Source organism: Streptomyces sp. NBC_01750 (assembly GCF_035918095.1).
GTDB lineage: Bacteria > Actinomycetota > Actinomycetes > Streptomycetales > Streptomycetaceae > Streptomyces.
In genome coordinates, this window is the sequence record NZ_CP109137.1 from 3039458 (window position 1) to 3057589 (window position 18132).

Sequence of the window (18132 nt, forward strand, 5' to 3'; positions counted from 1 at the left end):
GCGCGACAAACTCTGACGAGTTCCCACGCAGTCGTTCAGTGGCTGTTCAGGGGGTGCGTGGAACGGCGGAAACCGGCGGCCCCGTGTACTCCGCGGAGGCGGAAGGTCCTGTGACCCGGCCGGTGGCGGAGCCGCTCGAGGGTGTGGAGTCGACGCCGGTCGTGGCGGGCGCCGGCACCCGGTCCTGGCGATTGCCGGCGGCCCCTCGGTACACCGCGGTGAAGGCGAGGGCGACCATCCCGATACCCATCAGCAAGGCCAGGATCCAGGCCACCGGGCGGTGCCAGCGGGCGCTGCCGCGGTAGGGGCGCAGGGCGCCACCGTGCCGTCCGTAGGGCCCGTGCTCGCCGTCGGCGGCCTCGTCATCGTCGTCGTACGCGCGTTCGCGGCCGTATTCGCCGCCTGGGCCGTAGCCGTCGTCGTAGAACTCGTCGTCGGCCGCTCCACCGCCGTATCCGCCACGTGCGGCCTCGGCCTCGGCACGCGCCTGCGCGGCGGCCAGGAGTCGCTCGACGGCGGTCGGTTCATGGATCTCGGCGGCCCGTACGAAGTCCTCGTCGAACACCACGGTGGCGAAGTCCTCGTCCGCGCCCCCGCGGTCGTCGTCGGGCTCCCAGCCGTCCGGGAACGGCTTGCCCCCCACGTCGTCCGGCACGTATTCAGAGTAGACCTGGCCGGTCAGTTTCGGCAGACAGAGTCCGAAGTCTGCCTGCCCTGGTGACCTCCAGCTGCCTGAAACCCTGCGTGCTGCGGGGTACCGGCTCGCCGGAGGCAACCCACCACCCACCGTGGGAGCCGCCGCGCCCCCAGGCCCACGTCCAGCACCCGGCTACCGGCCACCGGCCACCGGCTACCGGCTACCGGCTACCGGCTACCGGCTACCGGCTACCGGCTACCGGCTACCGGCTACCGGCTACCGGCTACCGAGTGTGACCGTCTCCTGTCACGATGTACTTCGTGGAGGTCAGCTCCGGCAGGCCCATGGGCCCGCGCGCGTGCAGCTTCTGCGTGGAGATTCCAATCTCGGCGCCGAATCCGAACTGGCCCCCGTCCGTGAAGCGCGTGGACGCGTTCACCGCGACCGTCGTGGAATCCACCAATTGGGTGAAACGGCGGGCGGCGGCCTGCGACGTGGTCACGATCGCCTCGGTGTGCCCGGAGGACCAGAGCCGGATGTGGGCGACTGCCGCGTCCAGCGAGTCCACGACGGCGGCGGCGATGTCGTACGAGAGGTACTCCGTCTCCCAGTCCTCGGCCGTCGCCGCCACGACCGTGGCCTTGGTGGCGTCGGAGTACTCCAGCACGCGCTCGTCGCCGTGCACGGTCACCCCGGCCTCGGCGAGCGCGTCCAGGGCGCGCGGCAGGAAGTCGGCGGCGATGTCCTGGTGGACCAGGAGCGTCTCGGCCGAGTTGCAGACGCTCGGCCGGCTCGCCTTGGAGTTGATCAGGATGTCGACGGCCATGTCGAGGTCGGTTTCGGCGTCCACGTACACATGGCAGTTGCCGGTGCCGGTCTCGATGACCGGGACGATCGACTCCTCGACGACCGTCCGGATCAGTGCGGCTCCGCCGCGCGGGATCAGTACGTCGACCAGACCGCGGGCGCGCATCAACTCCCGTACGGATTCCCGGCTTTCACCGGGCACGAGCTGTACGGCGTCGGCCGGCAGACCGGAGCCGCCGACGGCGTCCCGCAAGACCTTCACCAGGGCGGTGTTGGAGGAGTACGCGGAGGAGGAGCCGCGCAGCAGGACCGCGTTGCCGGACTTCAAACAGAGCGCGGCGGCGTCCACGGTGACGTTCGGCCGGGCCTCGTAGATGATCCCGACGACGCCGAGAGGCACGCGCACCTGGCGCAGATCGATGCCGTTGGGCAGGGTCGAGCCACGCACCACCTCGCCGACCGGGTCGGGCAGGGCGGCCACGTCCCGTACGTCGGCGGCGATGGCCCGTACCCGCTCCGGGGTCAGGGTGAGGCGGTCGATGATCGACTCGCTGGTGCCGGCCTCCCTGGCGCGCGCGATGTCCTCGGCGTTGGCCGCGACGATCTCGCTGGTACGGACCTCGAGCGCGTCCGCGATCGCCAGCAGGGCGTCGTCCTTGGCCGACCGCGGCAGTGGCGCGATGTCGGCGGCAGCGCCACGGGCCCGGTAGGCGGCCCGTGCGACCGGGGAGAGGTTGTCGTACGGCGAAAGCGGCGAGAACGTCGTCATACCCGCAGGGTAGTGCGCGCCCCGCGGGCGTCCCTCACGTATCCCGCCCTGCGAGACAGAAGCCTCAGAAGGGGTGCACGCCCACCGGGGCGGCGGGCGGCGGGCCGTAGCCCTCCGCGATGCGCTGGTGGTACGTCTGGCGGTCGATGACCTCCAGGCCCACGATCTCCCACGGCGGCAGCTGGGCGCTCGATCGGTGCTCGCCCCACAACCGCAGCGCCACCGCCGCGGCGTCGTGCAGGTCACGCGCCTCTTCCCAGTAGCGGATCTCCGCGTGGTCGTTGGCGTACCGGCTGGTCAGCAGGAAGGGATGGTCGTGCGCGAGCTGCTCAAGGCCGCGCCTGACCTCCTTCAGCGGGGCTTCGGAGCCGGAGACGCTGAGCGTGATGTGCCACAGCTTGGACAGCACATGCCCCTCGCCGTACGTGTCCGTTCCCGCCCCCGTCTCCCGATCCTCCTCGGCGTCGCCGAAGTCGGCGCCCGCTCCGACGCTGGTCAGGGCTCGTTCCTCGCCCACGGCCCTACGGGCATGAGGGATACCCCCCGCCCCGCGGGGCACATCCCCCGGGCGCGCTCGTCTCACCGGCGGCCTCCTGTCGCATGTGTCGTCCTGCTGTACCCCGCCATACCCCCGCAACAAAGTTGACCAGTCCCGGGCGGAACGCGGGGCGGTTTTGGTAAAGGTCTCTGCGAGAAGACCGGTCTTTCAGCCGTTTCAGGGTTGGAGGACGACCAGATCGTCTCTGTGTACGACCTCACGCTCGTACGCCGGGCCCAGTTCCTGCGCCAGCTCCCGGGTGGAGCGGCCGAGCAGCTGCGGGATCTCCTTCGCATCGAAGTTGACGAGCCCGCGGGCCACGGCGTGACCCGCGGTGTCGCGCAGCTCGACCGGATCGCCCGCGCTGAATTCGCCCTCGACCGCGGCGATCCCGGCCGCCAGGAGCGACTTCTTGCCGTGCACCACGGCCCGAACCGCACCGTCGTCCAGAATCAGCGCGCCCTGCGGGGTGGAGGCGTGCGCGAGCCAGAGGAGCCGGTCGGCGGAGCGGCGTCCGGTGCTGTGGAAGTACGTGCCGGTGACGCGACCCGCGAGGGCGTCGGCGGCGCGGCTGGCGGAAGTGAGGACGACGGGGACCCCGGCGGCCGCCGCGATCCTGGCGGCCTCGACCTTGGTGACCATGCCGCCGGTGCCGACGCCGGCCTTGCCCGTGCTGCCGATCTGTACGTGTGCGATGTCGGCCGGGCCGCGTACCTCCTCGATCCGCGAGGTGCCGGGCCGGGAGGGGTCCCCGTCGTACAGCCCGTCGACGTCCGAGAGGAGGACCAGCAGATCGGCGCGTACGAGGTGGGCGACGAGCGCGGCGAGACGGTCGTTGTCGCCGAAGCGGATCTCGTCCGTCGCCACGGTGTCGTTCTCGTTGACGACGGGGACGGCGCCCATGGCGAGCAGCTGGTCCAGGGTGCGGTAGGCGTTGCGGTAGTGCGCGCGGCGGCTGGTGTCGTCGGTGGTGAGGAGCACCTGGCCGACGCGTACGCCGTAGCGCGCGAAGGAGGCGGTGTAGCGGGCGACGAGCAGGCCCTGGCCGACGCTGGCGGCCGCCTGCTGGCGGGCCAGGTCCTTGGGCCGGCGGGCCAGGCCCAGCGGTGCGAGGCCCGCGGCGATGGCACCGGAGGAAACCAGCACTATCTCCCTCTCGCCGCCGCTGCGGACCTTGGCGAGCACGTCGACGAGTGCGTCGACGCGGTCGGCGTCGAGTCCGCCCGTGGCTGTGGTCAGGGAGGACGAGCCGACCTTGACGACGATCCTGCGGGCCTGTGTTACCTGTTGTCTTGCCACTGTCACAGGGCCGAACCTATGTCAGGGCAGGTGGTGGGTGCTCGGTCATTTCATTCGCTGGACAGCACGACCGAGGGCCGAGGACCGAGGACCGAGGGGCAGAGCCGCCGGCCGCCGACCACGCCACCATCGCGGAGGCGGAGTAGTACGGCACTACGCCGCCGTGCGGGTCCCGGGCCGCCGCCGTCGCACCTCCCGGCGCAGCCGCCGCACCACCCGCCTGGCGAAGGACACCTTCCGCGGCGCGTCGGGCGCGAGCAGCGTCTTCTTGAGCAGATCAGGCCGCCCCTCGGCGACACACGTGAGCCGCTGACGGTCCCTGGCGCCCAGCCGCCGCGCCACTCCCGGCGTCCAGTACGCCTCCATCAAGGGCGCGGCCAGCTCCATCTTGTGGTGCAGGATCTCCTCGCTCTGCCTCAGCACGACGGGCCCGAACTGCGGCAGCAGCGTCACCGCGAACGGCCTGATCATCAGCTGGTCGCGCCGCGCACCCGGCGGTTCGTGGGCGGCGATGAGCTCCATCAGCCGCTGCGCCGAGTCGAAGCGCAGCGTGTAACTCCCGCTCTTGGTCACATGTTTGCCGTCGTCCCGGCCCACCAGGTAGTAGCAGGTGTAGTCGGCGACGACGGAGACGCCGTTGCCCCGCAGGTACGCCTCCATCGTGAACAGCGCGTCCTCGCCGGTCCGCATGGTCTCGTCGAAGCGCATGTCCAGTCGTACGAGCAGCTCGCGCCGGAACAGCTTCTGCGCGCTCAGTGTGAACTTCACGTTGGAGGTATGGATGTCGGCGTGCTCCAGGTTCTGGTCCCACATCGACTTGGCGGCGTTGCGGTTGACGCCCTCGACCCTGCCGAGCACCACATCCGTTCCGGCGCGGTCGGCCATCGCCACCAGTCGCTCCAGTGCCTCTTCGCCGAGGTAGTCGTCCGCGTCGAGGAAGAACACATAGCGGCCGCGGGCCAGCGACAGGCCGACATTGCGCGGTCCGCCGGGGCCACCGGAGTTGGCCTGCCGCAATACCCGCGTCCGGATCCTGCTCGCGGCCGCGAACTTCTCCAGGTACTCCCCCGTACCGTCGGTGGAGCCGTCGTCGACAGCCACGATCTCGATCCGGTCGGCACCGATGGTCTGCGCCTCCACCGACTCCAGACAGCGCACCAGATACGGCATGGCCTCATAGGCCCCGATGATCACGCTGACATCGCACATGGACACTCCGACAGTCTTACGCGGTGGAACGTCGCGCCAGGGTGCCCGGCTCATGTGTCACATGCGTGTCGGACGCGACACGGCCCGGAAACTCGCCTTCGCGGGCGGTTTCCGGGCCGTGAAAAGAGATGCGGCACGCGTCAGCGCGCTACCGGGGCCTCGGCTCCGTTGCGCTCGACACCATTGGCCTCGCCGCCGACCAGCTGCTCGCCGCCGGCGTCGGACTCTCGGTCGAGCTCGCCCAGGAACTGTCCGCCGATGCGCTGCTCCACAGCCACGTTGCGCTCCTCGGCCATGTCCGTCAGCACCCGTACCGCCGCGTTGAACCGCTCGGTCGAGGTCGGCTCGTCGGGGCCGAGCAGATACTCCTTGAGCTCACGCCGCGCGTCTGCCTGCCGGTCGGCGGCCGGGTCTGCCACCGCGTCCAGCAGCTCGCCGAGCTCCTCGGCGCCGTTGGAGAGGATGACCGCGGCCCGCACGGCGGTGTTCTGCCGCTGGAACTCCTCGATGCCCAGCTCGGCGGAGTCGGTGACGGCATACGGCTTGCCGCTCGCGATGAAGTCCGAGACCACGCTGGAGATGTCGGAGACCATGCCGTCGGCCTCGTTGAAGCAGTCGTACAGCTTCGGCTCGGCGCCGGTGACGACCTTGTGCTCCCACCAGCCGAAGGAGCGCCAATAGGCGTTGTTCCACTCGGCCCGCAGCTTCTTGATCTCGGCAAGGCGCACCGGGTCGGCGAGTGAGACCCGCGACTGCTCGGACTCGTCCCCGCCCGCGCGCCCCGGCGCGGTCACCACGGCCAGTGCGGCCTCGATACGGGTCAGCTCGGCCCGTGCGGCGGCCTGAGCGGACTGCGCGGCGGCGGCTTCCTTCGCCCAGCGCGGGTCGGCGGCGCGCTCGGCGCCGGCGGCCTGCACCAGCGCGGTGATCCGCTCGTGGACGGCCTTGGCCTTCTTGTTGCGGATACCGGTGAACGGGTGCGGCTTGTAGATGACGCGGACCGGCTTCTCCGCCTCCAGCAGCCGCCGGACGATGTTCTCGCCGGCCAGCAGCAGGGAGGTGTTGCCGGGGTTGTCGTCCCAGCCCTCCCAGGTGGGGGCGTACAGGATGGTCGGGATGTCGTTCTTCGGGGCGCCGGTCCAGGTCTCTATCGGGGCCAGCTGCGGGCGTCCGACCTCGACGATGTCGTCGTCGCGCACGCCGACGTCGGCCAGCGCGTAGCGGTCGCGGCCCGCCCGGCCCGCGGTCCACACCTCGTCGTACACCTTGGAGAAGGGGTTGACGCTGGCGAGCTTGTCGCTGTCGCCGTGGCCGATGAAGACGTGCTTCATGGTCGGGACACGCAGCATGTGGATGTTCTTGCCGACGTTGGCCGGGTACAGCGTCACGCGGACCATGGAGAGGTCGAGGTTCATCAGATGCGTGCCGCCGGGAACGCAGATCACCGGCACGGAGGTCGGGGCGAGCTTCGGCACCAGGCTGCGCTCACGCATGAGGATCAGCGGCCGGCCCTCGGCCCGCTCCATCGTCTCCAGCCACATGTTGACCTGGTACGCGGACTCGTCGGAGCCGGAGAAGTACAGCACGACGGTCGGCCGGTACTCGCGCAGCCAGGTGCTCACGGCCTTGAGCACGGTGGGCGCGCCCGGCACCCTGCGCTTGCGGCGCAGATACGGCACGAGGACGGCCGTGTAGATCAGTCCGAGAGCGAGGGTGGTGGCGATGCCCGCGTAGCCGATGACGTCCTTGCCGGTCCCGGCGGCGAGCACCACACCGGCCATGGCGGGGATGTCGAGGTGGAGCATCTTCTCGCCGGAGCGGCGCAGCAGCGCCTTCGGCGGGGCGTCCGGGATGCGTATGGCGTGGAGGTCGACGTTGCGGGTGACGACCGGCATGGTGCGGCGCAGCCGGATCAGGGTCGCCAGGGCGCCCTGCGGCGCCTGCAAACCGTAGAAGACCAGGAAGCAGGCGACAGCTGCATAGAAGAGCGGGGTCTCCGCCATGTTCTCCCGGGCGAGCAGCAGGACAAGCAGCAGCTCACGCAGCAGGAAGCGGATCGGCAGGCCGATCCGGACCTTGTTGAGGCGGTTGACCAGGTAGCTGCCCTTCTGGTGCAGATACCAGTCCGCCGCATAGGTCACGGCACCGGCAGCCGCGAAGAACCAGATGTTCGGGATCAGCGCGGCGATCATGACGCACGGATAGCCGAGTCCCATCAGAGCTGCCGCGGCCAGCTCTGACAGGCTGCCTACGCGTGCCAGACGAATGGCGGTCGAAATCACGAAGAACCTGCTCCAAGGGTGCCGGTTGTTTCACATTTGGCGGGAATTGTGAAGGTGGGGCTTCACGAACTCGGGCCCCTGCTTTCGCCTCAAGGCGATAACAGAGGCCCGAAAGTAATTTAATGGAGGATTATTACACATCTTCCTCGCGGTCCAGGGCCGCGGCGAGGGCCTGCTCGAAGTCCGATGCCTCGCTCGCCTCGCGGGTCGGATCCTGCTGCCGCACATCGATGACATGACCGGTCAGCTCGGAGAGCAGCACGTCCAGAGAGGACCGCGCCACAGCGTCGGAGGAGAGCAGCGAGCCCTCCGGCTCCGTGCCGAATGCCTTGGTCCGCATCGGGGTGGCCGTGCGCTCCGGATTGACGCAATTCACCCGGATTCCCTCGCTCGCCCATTCGTCCGAGAGGGCCTGGGTGAGATTCACCATGGCCGCCTTGGTGGAGGAGTAAAGGCTGTATTCGGCGCGGCCGCGGGTGTAACTGGAGGAGGTGTAGAGCAGCAGTTGGCCCTTGGTCTCCGCCAGGTATTTGTACGAAGCTCGCGCAATCTGCACCGGCGCCAGATAATTGACGTTCAACGCCTCCTGGATGGTGGTGTTGTCCGTCTCGGCCAGCTTGCCGATGCGCAGCACGCCGGCGGTGTTGATGACGTAGTCGATACGGCCCGTCTCGGAGTACGCCTTGGAGAGCGCGTCGTCCACATGCTCCGGGTTCTCGACGTGGGTGCCCGTGGTGGAGCGGCCCAGTGCGTACACCTTGGCGCCGTACTGTCCGGCCAGCGCCGCGATGTCGGCGCCGATGCCGTACGAACCGCCGAAGACCACCAGCGTCTTGCCGGACAGCAGCGCGCGGTAGGCGGCTTCGTCGGCCTGGCGCGGGGCCGCGGTGGAGGCCAGCTGGAAGAGCTTGTCCGTGATGAAGACGTCGACCGGCTGGGTCACCTTCATGTTGTACTCGTCGCCCGCGACGACATAGATCGGCACGTCCGGCAAATACCTCAGCACCACTGAACAGTCGTCGGTGGCCTGGAAGTTGGGGTCGCCGGCAGCGATCTCGTACGCCCGGCGGATCGTGGAGAGCTTGAAGCCCTGCGGCGTCTGCCCACGGCGAAGCCGGGAGCGGTCCGGGACGTCGGTGATGAACTCGCCGTCCCCGCCGTGGGTGCGGGTCACGATGATCGTGTCGGCGGAGGGGATGGCGACATCGACGGCCTGGTAGCGGTCGAGGGCTTCGACGCAGGCCTTGATCACACGCTGCGACAAAAGCGGACGCACTGCGTCATGGAAGAGGACGTTGCGGTCCTCGCCCTCCGCGAGCCCCTCACCGAGAGCCTCGATGGCGCGCTCGGTGGTCTCGTTCCGGGTCGCGCCGCCTTCGATGACCTTGCTGACCTTGGTCAGCCCGGCCTTCGCGATGATCTTCTCCACATCGGGCACGAACCCCGGCGCCATCAGCACAATCACGTCGTCGACCGACTCGGCCTGCTCGAAGATCGACAGCGTGTGCTCGATGACGGCCTTGCCGGCGATCTTCAGCAGCTGCTTCGGAATTGCCAGTCCGACGCGCTGGCCGGTACCACCGGCGAGCACGACTGCTGTGGTGCGGGGCTTGGCTTGGTGCGGCACAGACAAGACGACCTACCTTGCGATGAGTGGGGGACGGGGCGATGGTCGCACTCTCCGTGACCGTCCCGCAAGGCGGACGTCGAGAGCTCCACACCTCTTCGAAACGGGAAGTTCACCCTGTGGCCAGGGAGATAGCGGCGACCCGCCGCACCCGCGGGGTGACTGACACCACATGTGCCAATGATGCGCTCAGCTACTTGATCGGCTTGTCGACAACGCTCAGTACAAGATCGTTGGAAGCACTGTAGAAGACCTTGACCGTGACCCGCTGCTGGGGCCTGCCCCGCAGCTTGCGGGCCACCGCACGCACCACGGCGAACGGTCTCTTCTTCAAAAGCTCGATGCCGGGATACGGGACGAGTGACCCCTTCTCCACGACATCGTCGAGCACCCGGCCCGGCCTGACCGGACCGGCGTCGGACGCGTACCGCAGCCACAGGTCCCAGACGTCGTGCGGGGCCGACCGGCGAGCGGCCGGCGCCGCGCACGGAACGGTGACCCGGAAGCCGTCGCTTCCCTCCCGGCCGACGGGGAACGTCAGCTCGACCGGGTCCTTGCCCCGTCGGCGCAGCAGCAGCACCGGGTCGTCGGCCAGGGCGCCCTTGCCCAGCAGCCGGCCGGAAAGGGTGATCTTCCGGTCTGCGAGCAGGATGTCGCCGACCTCCGCGTGGACCGGTCTGGCCCAGGAGCGCAGAGAGAGCACTGACTGCCTCACATACGGGACGAGCTGGCCGACGGCCGCGCCGGCCACCGCGCGGTCCGCGGCCCGCATGGCGCCGCGCTGGTCGACGGCACGGGTCGCGAGCGCCACCCGCTCGCCCCCGGGCGGCTCCACATGGCAGGTCCAGACGCCCTCGGGGAAGTCGGCACCGGCCGGGACGGTAGCCCGGCCGGCGGCGTCGAACGCGAAGGTCCGCTCCTCGACCGAGGCATCCTGATGTGTACAGACCAGCCGCAGTCCGGTGCCCCGGCTCAGACCCGCGACGTCCTGGCCCTGCGGTCTCCGGGGAAGCAGGGTGACGGCCAGCCCGCCGTCCCCGCCCACCACGCAGTCGGCGACGGGAGCGAACTCCCCGCCGCCCCCAGCGGCGGAGGCGGTGCGCGGGGCAGCCCCGCGCGAGGCGGTGGCCGCGCCGAGCTCGGCGAACAGCTCCTCGTACTGCTTGGCGACCGGGCCCGGGTCGAAGCGCCGTGCGTTGCGCAGCGCGGCCGCACCCATCCGTCGGCGCAGATCCTCGTCGTCGATGAGCTTCAGCAGAGCGTCGGCGATGGCGTCGACGTCACCGACGGGGACCAGCAGCCCGTCCACGCCGTCGTCGATGATCTCCCGCGGTCCGTAGTCGCAGTCGGTGCTGACCACCGGCAGACCACAGCGCATGGCCTCCACGAGCGTCATGCCGAACGACTCGTGGCGGGAGGTGGATACGGCGATCGCGCCCTTGACCCACTCCGGCTCGATGGGCGAGCGGGGGCCCATGAGATGGACTCTGTTGTACAGACCCAGTTCGTCGATGCGTCTGCGGAGCCGGTCCTTCTGGTTGCCCCAGCCGCAGATCCGCAGCGTCCACTCCGGCCGGACGGCGGCGACCTTGCCGAAGGCCTCGATGAGTACCTGGTACTGCTTCTCCGAAGCCAGCCGTCCCGCCGCCACCACCGTGGTGCCCGAGGTGTCGGAAGGCGCGACCATCGGCTCGGGCACGCTGTTCGCAATGGCGAGCACGCGGGTGCCGGGCAGCGGCATCTGCTCCCGGTAGGAGGCCGCGTCGCCCTCGGAGACCGTCACGAAGGCGTCGAGCCTGGCGAGGTGGTCGTACATCTCGTCGCGCAGCTCGGGCTTGTGATGATTGTGCGTCATGTGCTCCTGGCCGATGAGCACGGCGCCCTCCGGCGCGAACTGCGCGACGTACGCGACCAGTCCGGGCCGGGTCCCGATGATCACATCCGCGTCCGACCCGGCGTAGTGGGCCCGCACCCGCTCGTCGCTGAGCTTGCTGTACTCCTTGTAGCGGGCGTCGGTCTTCGGGAACAGCTCGGCGGGCTGCAGCTGGAGCGGGTGCTTGATCTCGTTCGTCGGCGAGGACGGACGGGTGTCCACGAGCGGTACGACGCTGATGCAGGGGTCTATGGCGAACAGCGGGTTGTCCCGGTGCCGGAAGACCGAGACGATCTCTACCTCATGCCGGTCGGCAAGCTCCTCCGCAAGGTTCAGCGTGGTGCGGATGGTGCCGCCGATGCCGTAAATGGTGTGGATGAGGAAGGAAATCTTCATCAACGCTCCGTTCCGTGTACCGGGGCACTTCGCCCCGCCCCCGCGTACAAGACGGTCATTGGGGGCGGGAGGTTGCGCCGCCGCACGCATGGATACGGATCGGACTCATCGGGGCGACCCGGCCTCCCGCCGTGCCGCCCCGTGCCGGTGCTCCTAGAACGGGTCGAACTCGTCGTACTCACGCTGGGACTCGTCCCGCTCCGCATCCCGGTCCCGGCGACGCTGCGCCGCAGGCCGCGGAGCCTCAAGACGGTGGTCCTCGCCGCGACGGCCGAGCATCTCCGCACCCGCCATCATCGTCGGCTCCCAGTCGAAGACGACAGCGTTCTCCTCGGGACCGATGGCCACGCCGTCGCCGCTGCGGGCACCGGCCTTCATCAACTCGCTCTCCACACCGAGGCGGTTGAGGCGGTCCGCGAGGTAACCGACGGCCTCGTCGTTGTTGAAGTCGGTCTGGCGCACCCAGCGCTCCGGCTTCTCGCCGCGCACCCGGAAGATGCCGTCCTCCTCCTGGGTGACGGTGAAGCCCGTGTCGTCGACCGCCTTCGGGCGGATGACGATCCGGGTCGCCTCCTCCGCCGGCTTGGCCGCGCGCGCCTCGGCGATGACGCCGGCGAGCGCGAAGGAGAGTTCCTTGAGGCCGGTGCGGGCGATCGCCGAGATCTCGAAGACCTGGTACCCGCGCTCCTCGAGCTCCGGGCGGATCATGTCCGCGAGGTCCTGGCCGTCCGGAATGTCGATCTTGTTGAGGACGACGAGCCGCGGCCGGTCGTCGAGTCCGCCGTACTGCCTGAGCTCGGCCTCGATCACATCGAGGTCGGAGACCGGGTCCCGGTCGGACTCGAGCGTCGCGGTGTCCAGGACGTGCACCAGCACCGAGCAGCGCTCGACATGGCGCAGGAACTCCAGACCGAGGCCCTTGCCCTGGCTGGCGCCCGGGATCAGGCCGGGGACATCGGCGATGGTGTAGACGGTCGAGCCGGCGGTGACGACGCCCAGGTTCGGTACGAGCGTCGTGAACGGGTAGTCCGCGATCTTCGGCTTGGCGGCGCTGAGCACGGAGATCAGCGAGGACTTGCCGGCGCTCGGGTAGCCGACCAGCGCCACATCGGCGACGGTCTTGAGCTCCATGACGACGTCACGGGCCTCACCCGGCTCACCGAGCAGCGCGAAACCGGGGGCCTTGCGGCGGGCGGACGCCAGCGCGGCGTTGCCGAGGCCGCCGCGGCCGCCCTGGCCCGCGATGAAAGTGGTGCCCTGGCCGACCAGGTCGGCGAGGACGTTGCCGTGCCTGTCCAGGACGACGGTGCCGTCCGGTACGGGCAGGACCAGGTCCTGGCCGTCCTTGCCGGAGCGGTTGTCACCGGCGCCGGGCTGGCCGTTGGTGGCCTTGCGGTGCGGGCTGTGGTGGTAGTCGAGCAGCGTGGTCACCGACTGGTCGACTACCAGGATGACGTCACCACCACGGCCGCCGTTGCCGCCGTCGGGGCCGCCGAGCGGCTTGAACTTCTCCCGGTGAACGGAGGCGCAGCCGTGGCCTCCGTTACCCGCGGCGACATGCAGCTCGACGCGGTCCACGAAGGTGGTCATGGGTGTTCCTCCAGTTACATACGGAATGTCTATCTAGTAACAAGCGAAAGGCGGACCCGCTTCCCGATGCCGGGAAGCGAGGTCCGCCTCACGAAGAAAACCGCTCTACAGCGACCGAATTACTCGGCGACCGGAACGATGTTCACGACCTTGCGGCCGCGGTGGGTGCCGAACTGCACCGCACCGGCGTTCAGCGCGAACAGGGTGTCGTCGCCACCGCGACCGACGCCCGCACCCGGGTGGAAGTGGGTGCCACGCTGGCGGACCAGGATCTCACCGGCGAGCACGACCTGACCGCCGAAGCGCTTCACGCCGAGCCGCTGAGCATTGGAATCGCGCCCGTTCCGAGTGGACGATGCGCCCTTCTTGTGTGCCATGTCTCCTCAGTCCCTTACTTCGCAGCCGCGGGGATACCGGTGACCTTGATCGCCGTGTACTGCTGACGGTGACCCTGGCGACGGCGGTAGCCGGTCTTGTTCTTGTAGCGAAGGATGTCGATCTTCGCGCCCTTGTGGTGATCCACGACCTCGGCCGTGACCTTGATGCCGGCCAGCACCCACGGGTCGCTGGTCACAGCGTCGCCGTCGACAACGAGCAGGGTCGAGAGCTCGACCGTGTCGCCAACCTTGGCGGTGGGAATCTTGTCAACCTCAACGATGTCGTCGACAGCAACCTTGTGCTGGCGACCACCGCTGCGCACGATGGCGTACACGCGGACTCTCTTTCGCTCGGAACGGATCCCCTGATGCCAGCCGCTCGCACAGGCCGAAGCCTGCGGCGATCCGGAAGGATGAGCGGCCTCTCCCGGCCGGCAGAACCAGCGGGAGGGAGTTGCTCAGGGGTGGCTGTGTATGGAAACACGCCGAGGGTCAAGGTTACGGGCGCCCGGGCAAGGGGTCAAACCGGGGTCGGCGCTCCCATTGGCCCTGCGTCACCCCTTGGTACGCGGCGGCTCCGGCCTGTTCAATGAGCGCTCGTGTCCTTTCGTTCACTCATCACCCTGCCTCGCATGCTCCGTCACGGCTCGTCCGTGGGAGCGGATCTGCCGCCGGACGAGGCCGTGAGCGTCGATCGGGTCGCCGAGCCCGCGCTGCGGGCCGCGCTGGCGGTGGCCGCGGCGGGCGACGCCGGTCCCGCCCGCGAGCTGCTCGCCGGGACCCGCCTCGACGCGCAGTGGGAGCGGCGCAGCGTCTGCGTCTCGGAGCTGGCCGAGTACGCGCTGCGGAGCCCCGGCTGGCTGGAGGCGTGGCTGGCGGAGTCCCCCGAGGATCCCGACGCGATGCTCGTGAAGGCGGAACTCTGTATCCAGCAGGCCTGGGAGATACGTACCGGCTACCGCGCCAGGCATGTGTCCGAGGACCGGTTCCGGGCCTTCTTCACACTCCTCGACGATGCCACTGCGGTGATCGCCGCCGCGGCCGGGCTGAACCCCGGCGACCCGGTGCCCTGGGAGGTCGCGCTCACACACGCACGCGGCACCCAGGCACCGCGCGATGTGTTCGACGCGTACTGGGCGGAGGCCGTCGCCCGCGCCCCGCACCACTACGGATGCCATGCCACCGCCCTGCAGTATCTGTGCGACAAGTGGTACGGCTCGCACGAGGAGATGTTCGCCTTCGCCGAGCAGGCCGCCGAGGGTGCGCTGCCCGGCTCGAAGCTGCACGCGCTGCCGCTGCTCGCCGCCGTTGAGTACGAGGTGGTGTCCCACGACTCCACCGAGAACGGCCCGATCGACCGCGCCCGGATCGATGCGGCGATCGACCGCGCCCTGGAGCTCTCCGGCTGGTACGCGCCCGGCGACCCGGAGGCCGCCGGGTTCCGCAATCACCTCGCCCTCATGCTGATCTTCGGCGAGCGCTGGGCCGAGGCGCTCGACGTCTTCCGCGCGATCGGGGTGCACGCGCGCGAGTACCCGTGGGCGTACGTCGGCGAGAGCCGCAAGGAGTTCCTGGAATTCCGTCTGGGTGTACGGATGCAGGTCGCGTCGCAGACCCCGTTCTTCGGCCACCCGCCGAAGCCCGCCACACCGGCGGCTGCACTCTCCGCCGGCCCCGGCGTCCCCGTGCCCACGCCACGCTCGCTCGCGATAGCCGCGGCCCCGCCCCACGAGGTCGCCGACGCGGCACTGATGTGCGGTGTCTCGCTCCGTATCGCCCCGGCACCGTCCCGTATGAGTTACGTCGAACTCGTCCCCGACCCCTCCCCCGGCAGACGCGCCACCCTCGCGACCGGCGGAGAGATGCTGACGGCGGCCGCGGACAACTTCACCACCGGCGAGAAATGGCCTGCCCTCGTCCTGCGCCGCACCGCCGACCGCTACGGCTTCACTCTGTTCCACAAGGGCAGGGCACTCGCGACGCATCTGTGGGACCCGGCCGCACCGGTCACCGACCACGCCGAGGCCGCCGCCACCACCCAGGCCATCGCCACCGTCTTCCCGGTGCCCGACCCGCGCCCGCTGGTCACACTGCTGCGCGGCTCGGACAGCCCGGCCCGGCGCCAGTCCGAGCTGGTGGCCGCGCTCGGGCTGCCGCCCGTCCCGGACGGCTTCGGCGAGCGCGACGAGATCCTCAAGAGCCTGCCGGGAGCCCAACTCCTCCCCCGCCGCGGGGTGTTCAAGGGAATCAGGGACACCCTGTCGACGGACCTGGGCTCCCCCGCTCTCCCGGTCCGCCACCCTGCACGCTGGTGGATCCTGCGGATTCTGGGCCTGCTGCTCCTCACCTCGGCGGCGGCGTACGCCTGGTGGTCCCCGGACGTGGGCTGGTACCGCACCATCGCCCCGACGGCCGCCGCGCTCTACCTCGCGGTCCAGCTGCGGAAGGCCCGGGTCCACAGCCGGTGAGCCTGCCCTGGGCCGTATGCTCGCCGGGCGAAGCCGCGCACCGGAAGGCAGAGAAGTGAACTACAGGGTCCAGCCCACCGCCCAGGTCGACGAGACCGCCGAGATCGGCGCCGGGAGCAGTGTCTGGGAGCTCGCCCAGATCCGCGAGGGCGCGAAGCTCGGTGAGGGCTGTGTCATCGGGCGCGGCGCCTATGTCGGCACCGGCGTCACGATGGGCGACAACTGCAAGCTGCAGAACTACGCGCTGGTCTATGAGCCGGCCGAGCTCGGCGACGGTGTCTTCATCGGCCCCGCCGTGGTGCTCACCAACGACCACAACCCGCGCTCCGTCGACCCCGACGGCAAGCAGAAGCGCGGCGGCGACTGGGAGGCGGTCGGCGTGAAGATCGCCGACGGTGCCTCGATCGGCGCGCGTTCGGTGTGCGTCGCCCCGGTCCGTATCGGGCGCTGGTCCATGGTCGCCGCGGGCGCCGTCGTCACCAAGGACGTACCGGACTTCGCGCTGGTCGTCGGTGTGCCCGCCCGGCAGATCGGCTGGGTCGGCCGCTCGGGTGTCCGCCTGGTGGAGCGAGCGGACGAATCCGGTGTGTGGGAGTGCCCGCAGACCGGCGTGGTGTACGTCGAGAAGGACGGTGTCCTCGCCGAGCAGGCGGTCTGACACCAGGTTCGGCGGGCCGGTCCCGACAGCGGGTCCGGCCACCCGTCCCGACAACGGTCCCGCCGACGGCCCGGAACCGCCCCCGGTCGGTCCCGCCTACGCCCGGGTCCAGGCCTCCAGGGCCAGCCCCGACTCTTCCTTCTGGCGGGTCACCCGCAGCGTGCCGTCCGTGCCGAACGCCGCCATCACCACCCGGCCCCTGGCGTCGATCGCCAGCGCGGGCGCACCCACGCACGGCTCGCCCGTCAGGGTCCAGCTGACGCCGCTGGACTCGTCCTCCGACGGATAGGCGGCGAGGGCCGGGCGGCCGGTCTCGGCGTCACGGTGGGCGAGGATCGTGCAGTCGTAGCCGTCGACCGGGGTACGCAGCAGGGCGACCGGGCCGGTGCCCGCACCGTTGCCGAGTTCGGACGGCGTGTCGTCGGACTCGCGCCAGGCGCGGACCGTGCGGTCGCCGGCGTCGTGCCAGAAGTGGGTGAGCCGGTTGCCGCCGGTGCGCTCGGCCGTGAGCGAGTCGGGAGCGGCCGATGCCGGGATGTCGTCGGCGCGCTCGAACTTCACGCCCGCCTCACGCTGCTCCCAGCGCATGATGTGGTCCGCCGCGGGCGCGAGGAGTTCCATCAGGCCGTCCGCGGTGACCGAGGCGGAGACCGTGCCGGACGCTCCGCTGCCCTTGAAGTCGGCCCACTTGTTCCACTTGCCCGAAGGCACCTGGCTGCGCCCGCAGACGCCGCCGCCCGCGTTGCGCACAAAGACGTGCAGTGAACCTTCCGCGTCCACCACCGCCGACGGCAGGCCGATCTTCTCGGCAAGGGCGGGGTCGTTCGGGTACGGGCTGCCGAGCGGATACCAGTCCCGTATCGCCAGGCCCGACTGGTACTGGAGGGCGTACACCACATCGGTGCCGGTCCGGCCGTCCGCGAGACGCTTGCGCCGCAGCCCCACCATGTGGACATAGCCGTCGGCGCCCTGCGCCAGGCAGAGATACGGCAGTACGCCCGGGGCGGGGATCAGATCGGGTGCGGACCACTCCGGGCCGCCCGGACGGGTCTCGGTCCAGCGCAGGACACCTTCGGCGGCCGGGGCGTACGCCGTGAGCCTGCCGTCCTTGCCACGCAGCAGCCAGCCGGTGGTGGCGGCGAGGGAGGTGTCCACAGGAGGTGTTCTGCCGGCCTTGCCGCTCGGCGGCGCATCCGTACGACGCGCAGATTTCCGTCCGGACCAGACCGCCATGGCACACCGTCGACTTTCCCGTGACCGCCCCGCGAAACTTGCGCGACGATAGTACGACAGGCGGCCCGCACGGGCAGGCCGGAGGACCGCTCAGCCGCCACACGGCCCGTTCACAGAATCGTTATCCGATCACTCGTCGCACAGGTGGGACGTCCTGACCATGGACGGGAAGGCACCGACTTACGTGCGACGGCCGGGCCGTGAGCCTGCTCACCTCGGCGATTGCCTACCATTGCGTAGAACACCCCTGGGCGCGTGTGCCGCACCGGGCTGACCGGCCGCACCGGCGGCGGCGCGATCGCGCGGGGTGTCTGCCAGCAGTATGAGACCGTGACACGCCCCTGCCAGTGACCTGACCCAGAAGAAGAG

The 18132-nt window shown here is 70.0% G+C and carries 14 protein-coding genes; 2 read left to right on the plus strand and 12 right to left on the minus strand.

What is annotated here, in order from left to right; all coding sequences use genetic code 11:
- Positions 1-46: 46 nt before the first annotated feature.
- The 11 genes from OG966_RS13725 to rplU all read right to left on the minus strand — a co-directional run bounded on the left by OG966_RS13725 (position 47) and on the right by rplU (position 13739).
- Positions 47-655 (minus strand): SCO2584 family spore wall biosynthesis protein, encoded by a 609-nt coding sequence (locus OG966_RS13725; protein WP_326649873.1) that lies wholly within the window; start codon positions 653-655, stop codon positions 47-49.
- Positions 656-920: 265 nt separating this feature from the next.
- The gene (locus OG966_RS13730) at positions 921-2213 is read right to left on the minus strand and encodes a glutamate-5-semialdehyde dehydrogenase (protein ID WP_326649875.1); all 1293 of its coding nucleotides are present in this window, start codon (positions 2211-2213) and stop codon (positions 921-923) included.
- Between the two features lie 64 nt (positions 2214-2277).
- The gene (locus OG966_RS13735; RefSeq protein ID WP_326649876.1) at positions 2278-2796 is read right to left on the minus strand and encodes a hypothetical protein; all 519 of its coding nucleotides are present in this window, start codon (positions 2794-2796) and stop codon (positions 2278-2280) included.
- Positions 2797-2928: 132 nt separating this feature from the next.
- The gene (gene proB, locus OG966_RS13740; RefSeq protein ID WP_326649877.1) at positions 2929-4056 is read right to left on the minus strand and encodes a glutamate 5-kinase; all 1128 of its coding nucleotides are present in this window, start codon (positions 4054-4056) and stop codon (positions 2929-2931) included.
- Between the two features lie 147 nt (positions 4057-4203).
- Positions 4204-5259 carry a glycosyltransferase family 2 protein gene (locus tag OG966_RS13745; RefSeq protein WP_326649878.1) on the minus strand — a complete coding sequence of 352 codons (1056 nt, stop codon included), beginning with the start codon at positions 5257-5259 and terminating at the stop codon, positions 4204-4206.
- Between the two features lie 140 nt (positions 5260-5399).
- A complete protein-coding gene (locus tag OG966_RS13750) occupies positions 5400-7541 on the minus strand; it encodes a hypothetical protein (protein WP_326649879.1) in 2142 nt (713 codons plus the stop codon).
- A 133-nt stretch (positions 7542-7674) separates the two neighbouring features.
- Positions 7675-9174, minus strand: a complete 1500-nt coding sequence (locus tag OG966_RS13755) for a bifunctional cytidylyltransferase/SDR family oxidoreductase (protein ID WP_326649880.1) — start codon at positions 9172-9174, stop codon at positions 7675-7677.
- A gap of 187 nt (positions 9175-9361) precedes the next feature.
- Positions 9362-11437, minus strand: a complete 2076-nt coding sequence (locus OG966_RS13760; protein ID WP_326649881.1) for a glycosyltransferase family 4 protein — start codon at positions 11435-11437, stop codon at positions 9362-9364.
- Between the two features lie 153 nt (positions 11438-11590).
- A complete protein-coding gene (gene obgE, locus OG966_RS13765) occupies positions 11591-13027 on the minus strand; it encodes a GTPase ObgE (RefSeq protein ID WP_326649882.1) in 1437 nt (478 codons plus the stop codon).
- Between the two features lie 119 nt (positions 13028-13146).
- Positions 13147-13404 (minus strand): 50S ribosomal protein L27, encoded by a 258-nt coding sequence (rpmA, locus tag OG966_RS13770; protein WP_326649883.1) that lies wholly within the window; start codon positions 13402-13404, stop codon positions 13147-13149.
- Positions 13405-13418: 14 nt separating this feature from the next.
- The gene (gene rplU, locus OG966_RS13775) at positions 13419-13739 is read right to left on the minus strand and encodes a 50S ribosomal protein L21 (protein WP_108148675.1); all 321 of its coding nucleotides are present in this window, start codon (positions 13737-13739) and stop codon (positions 13419-13421) included.
- A gap of 297 nt (positions 13740-14036) precedes the next feature.
- On the opposite strand from rplU, the gene OG966_RS13780 reads away from it, so the two are divergent.
- Both OG966_RS13780 and OG966_RS13785 read left to right on the plus strand, forming a co-directional pair.
- On the plus strand, positions 14037-15872 hold the full coding sequence (locus tag OG966_RS13780) for a hypothetical protein (RefSeq protein WP_326649884.1): 1836 nt from the start codon (positions 14037-14039) through the stop codon (positions 15870-15872).
- 55 nt (positions 15873-15927) lie between these two features.
- Positions 15928-16530 carry an acyltransferase gene (locus tag OG966_RS13785; protein ID WP_326649885.1) on the plus strand — a complete coding sequence of 201 codons (603 nt, stop codon included), beginning with the start codon at positions 15928-15930 and terminating at the stop codon, positions 16528-16530.
- 96 nt (positions 16531-16626) lie between these two features.
- On the opposite strand, the gene OG966_RS13790 is transcribed toward OG966_RS13785, so the two are convergent.
- Positions 16627-17685: a hypothetical protein gene (locus OG966_RS13790; protein WP_326649886.1), complete on the minus strand. Its 1059-nt coding sequence runs from the start codon at positions 17683-17685 to the stop codon at positions 16627-16629.
- Between the last annotated feature and the right edge of the window lie 447 nt (positions 17686-18132).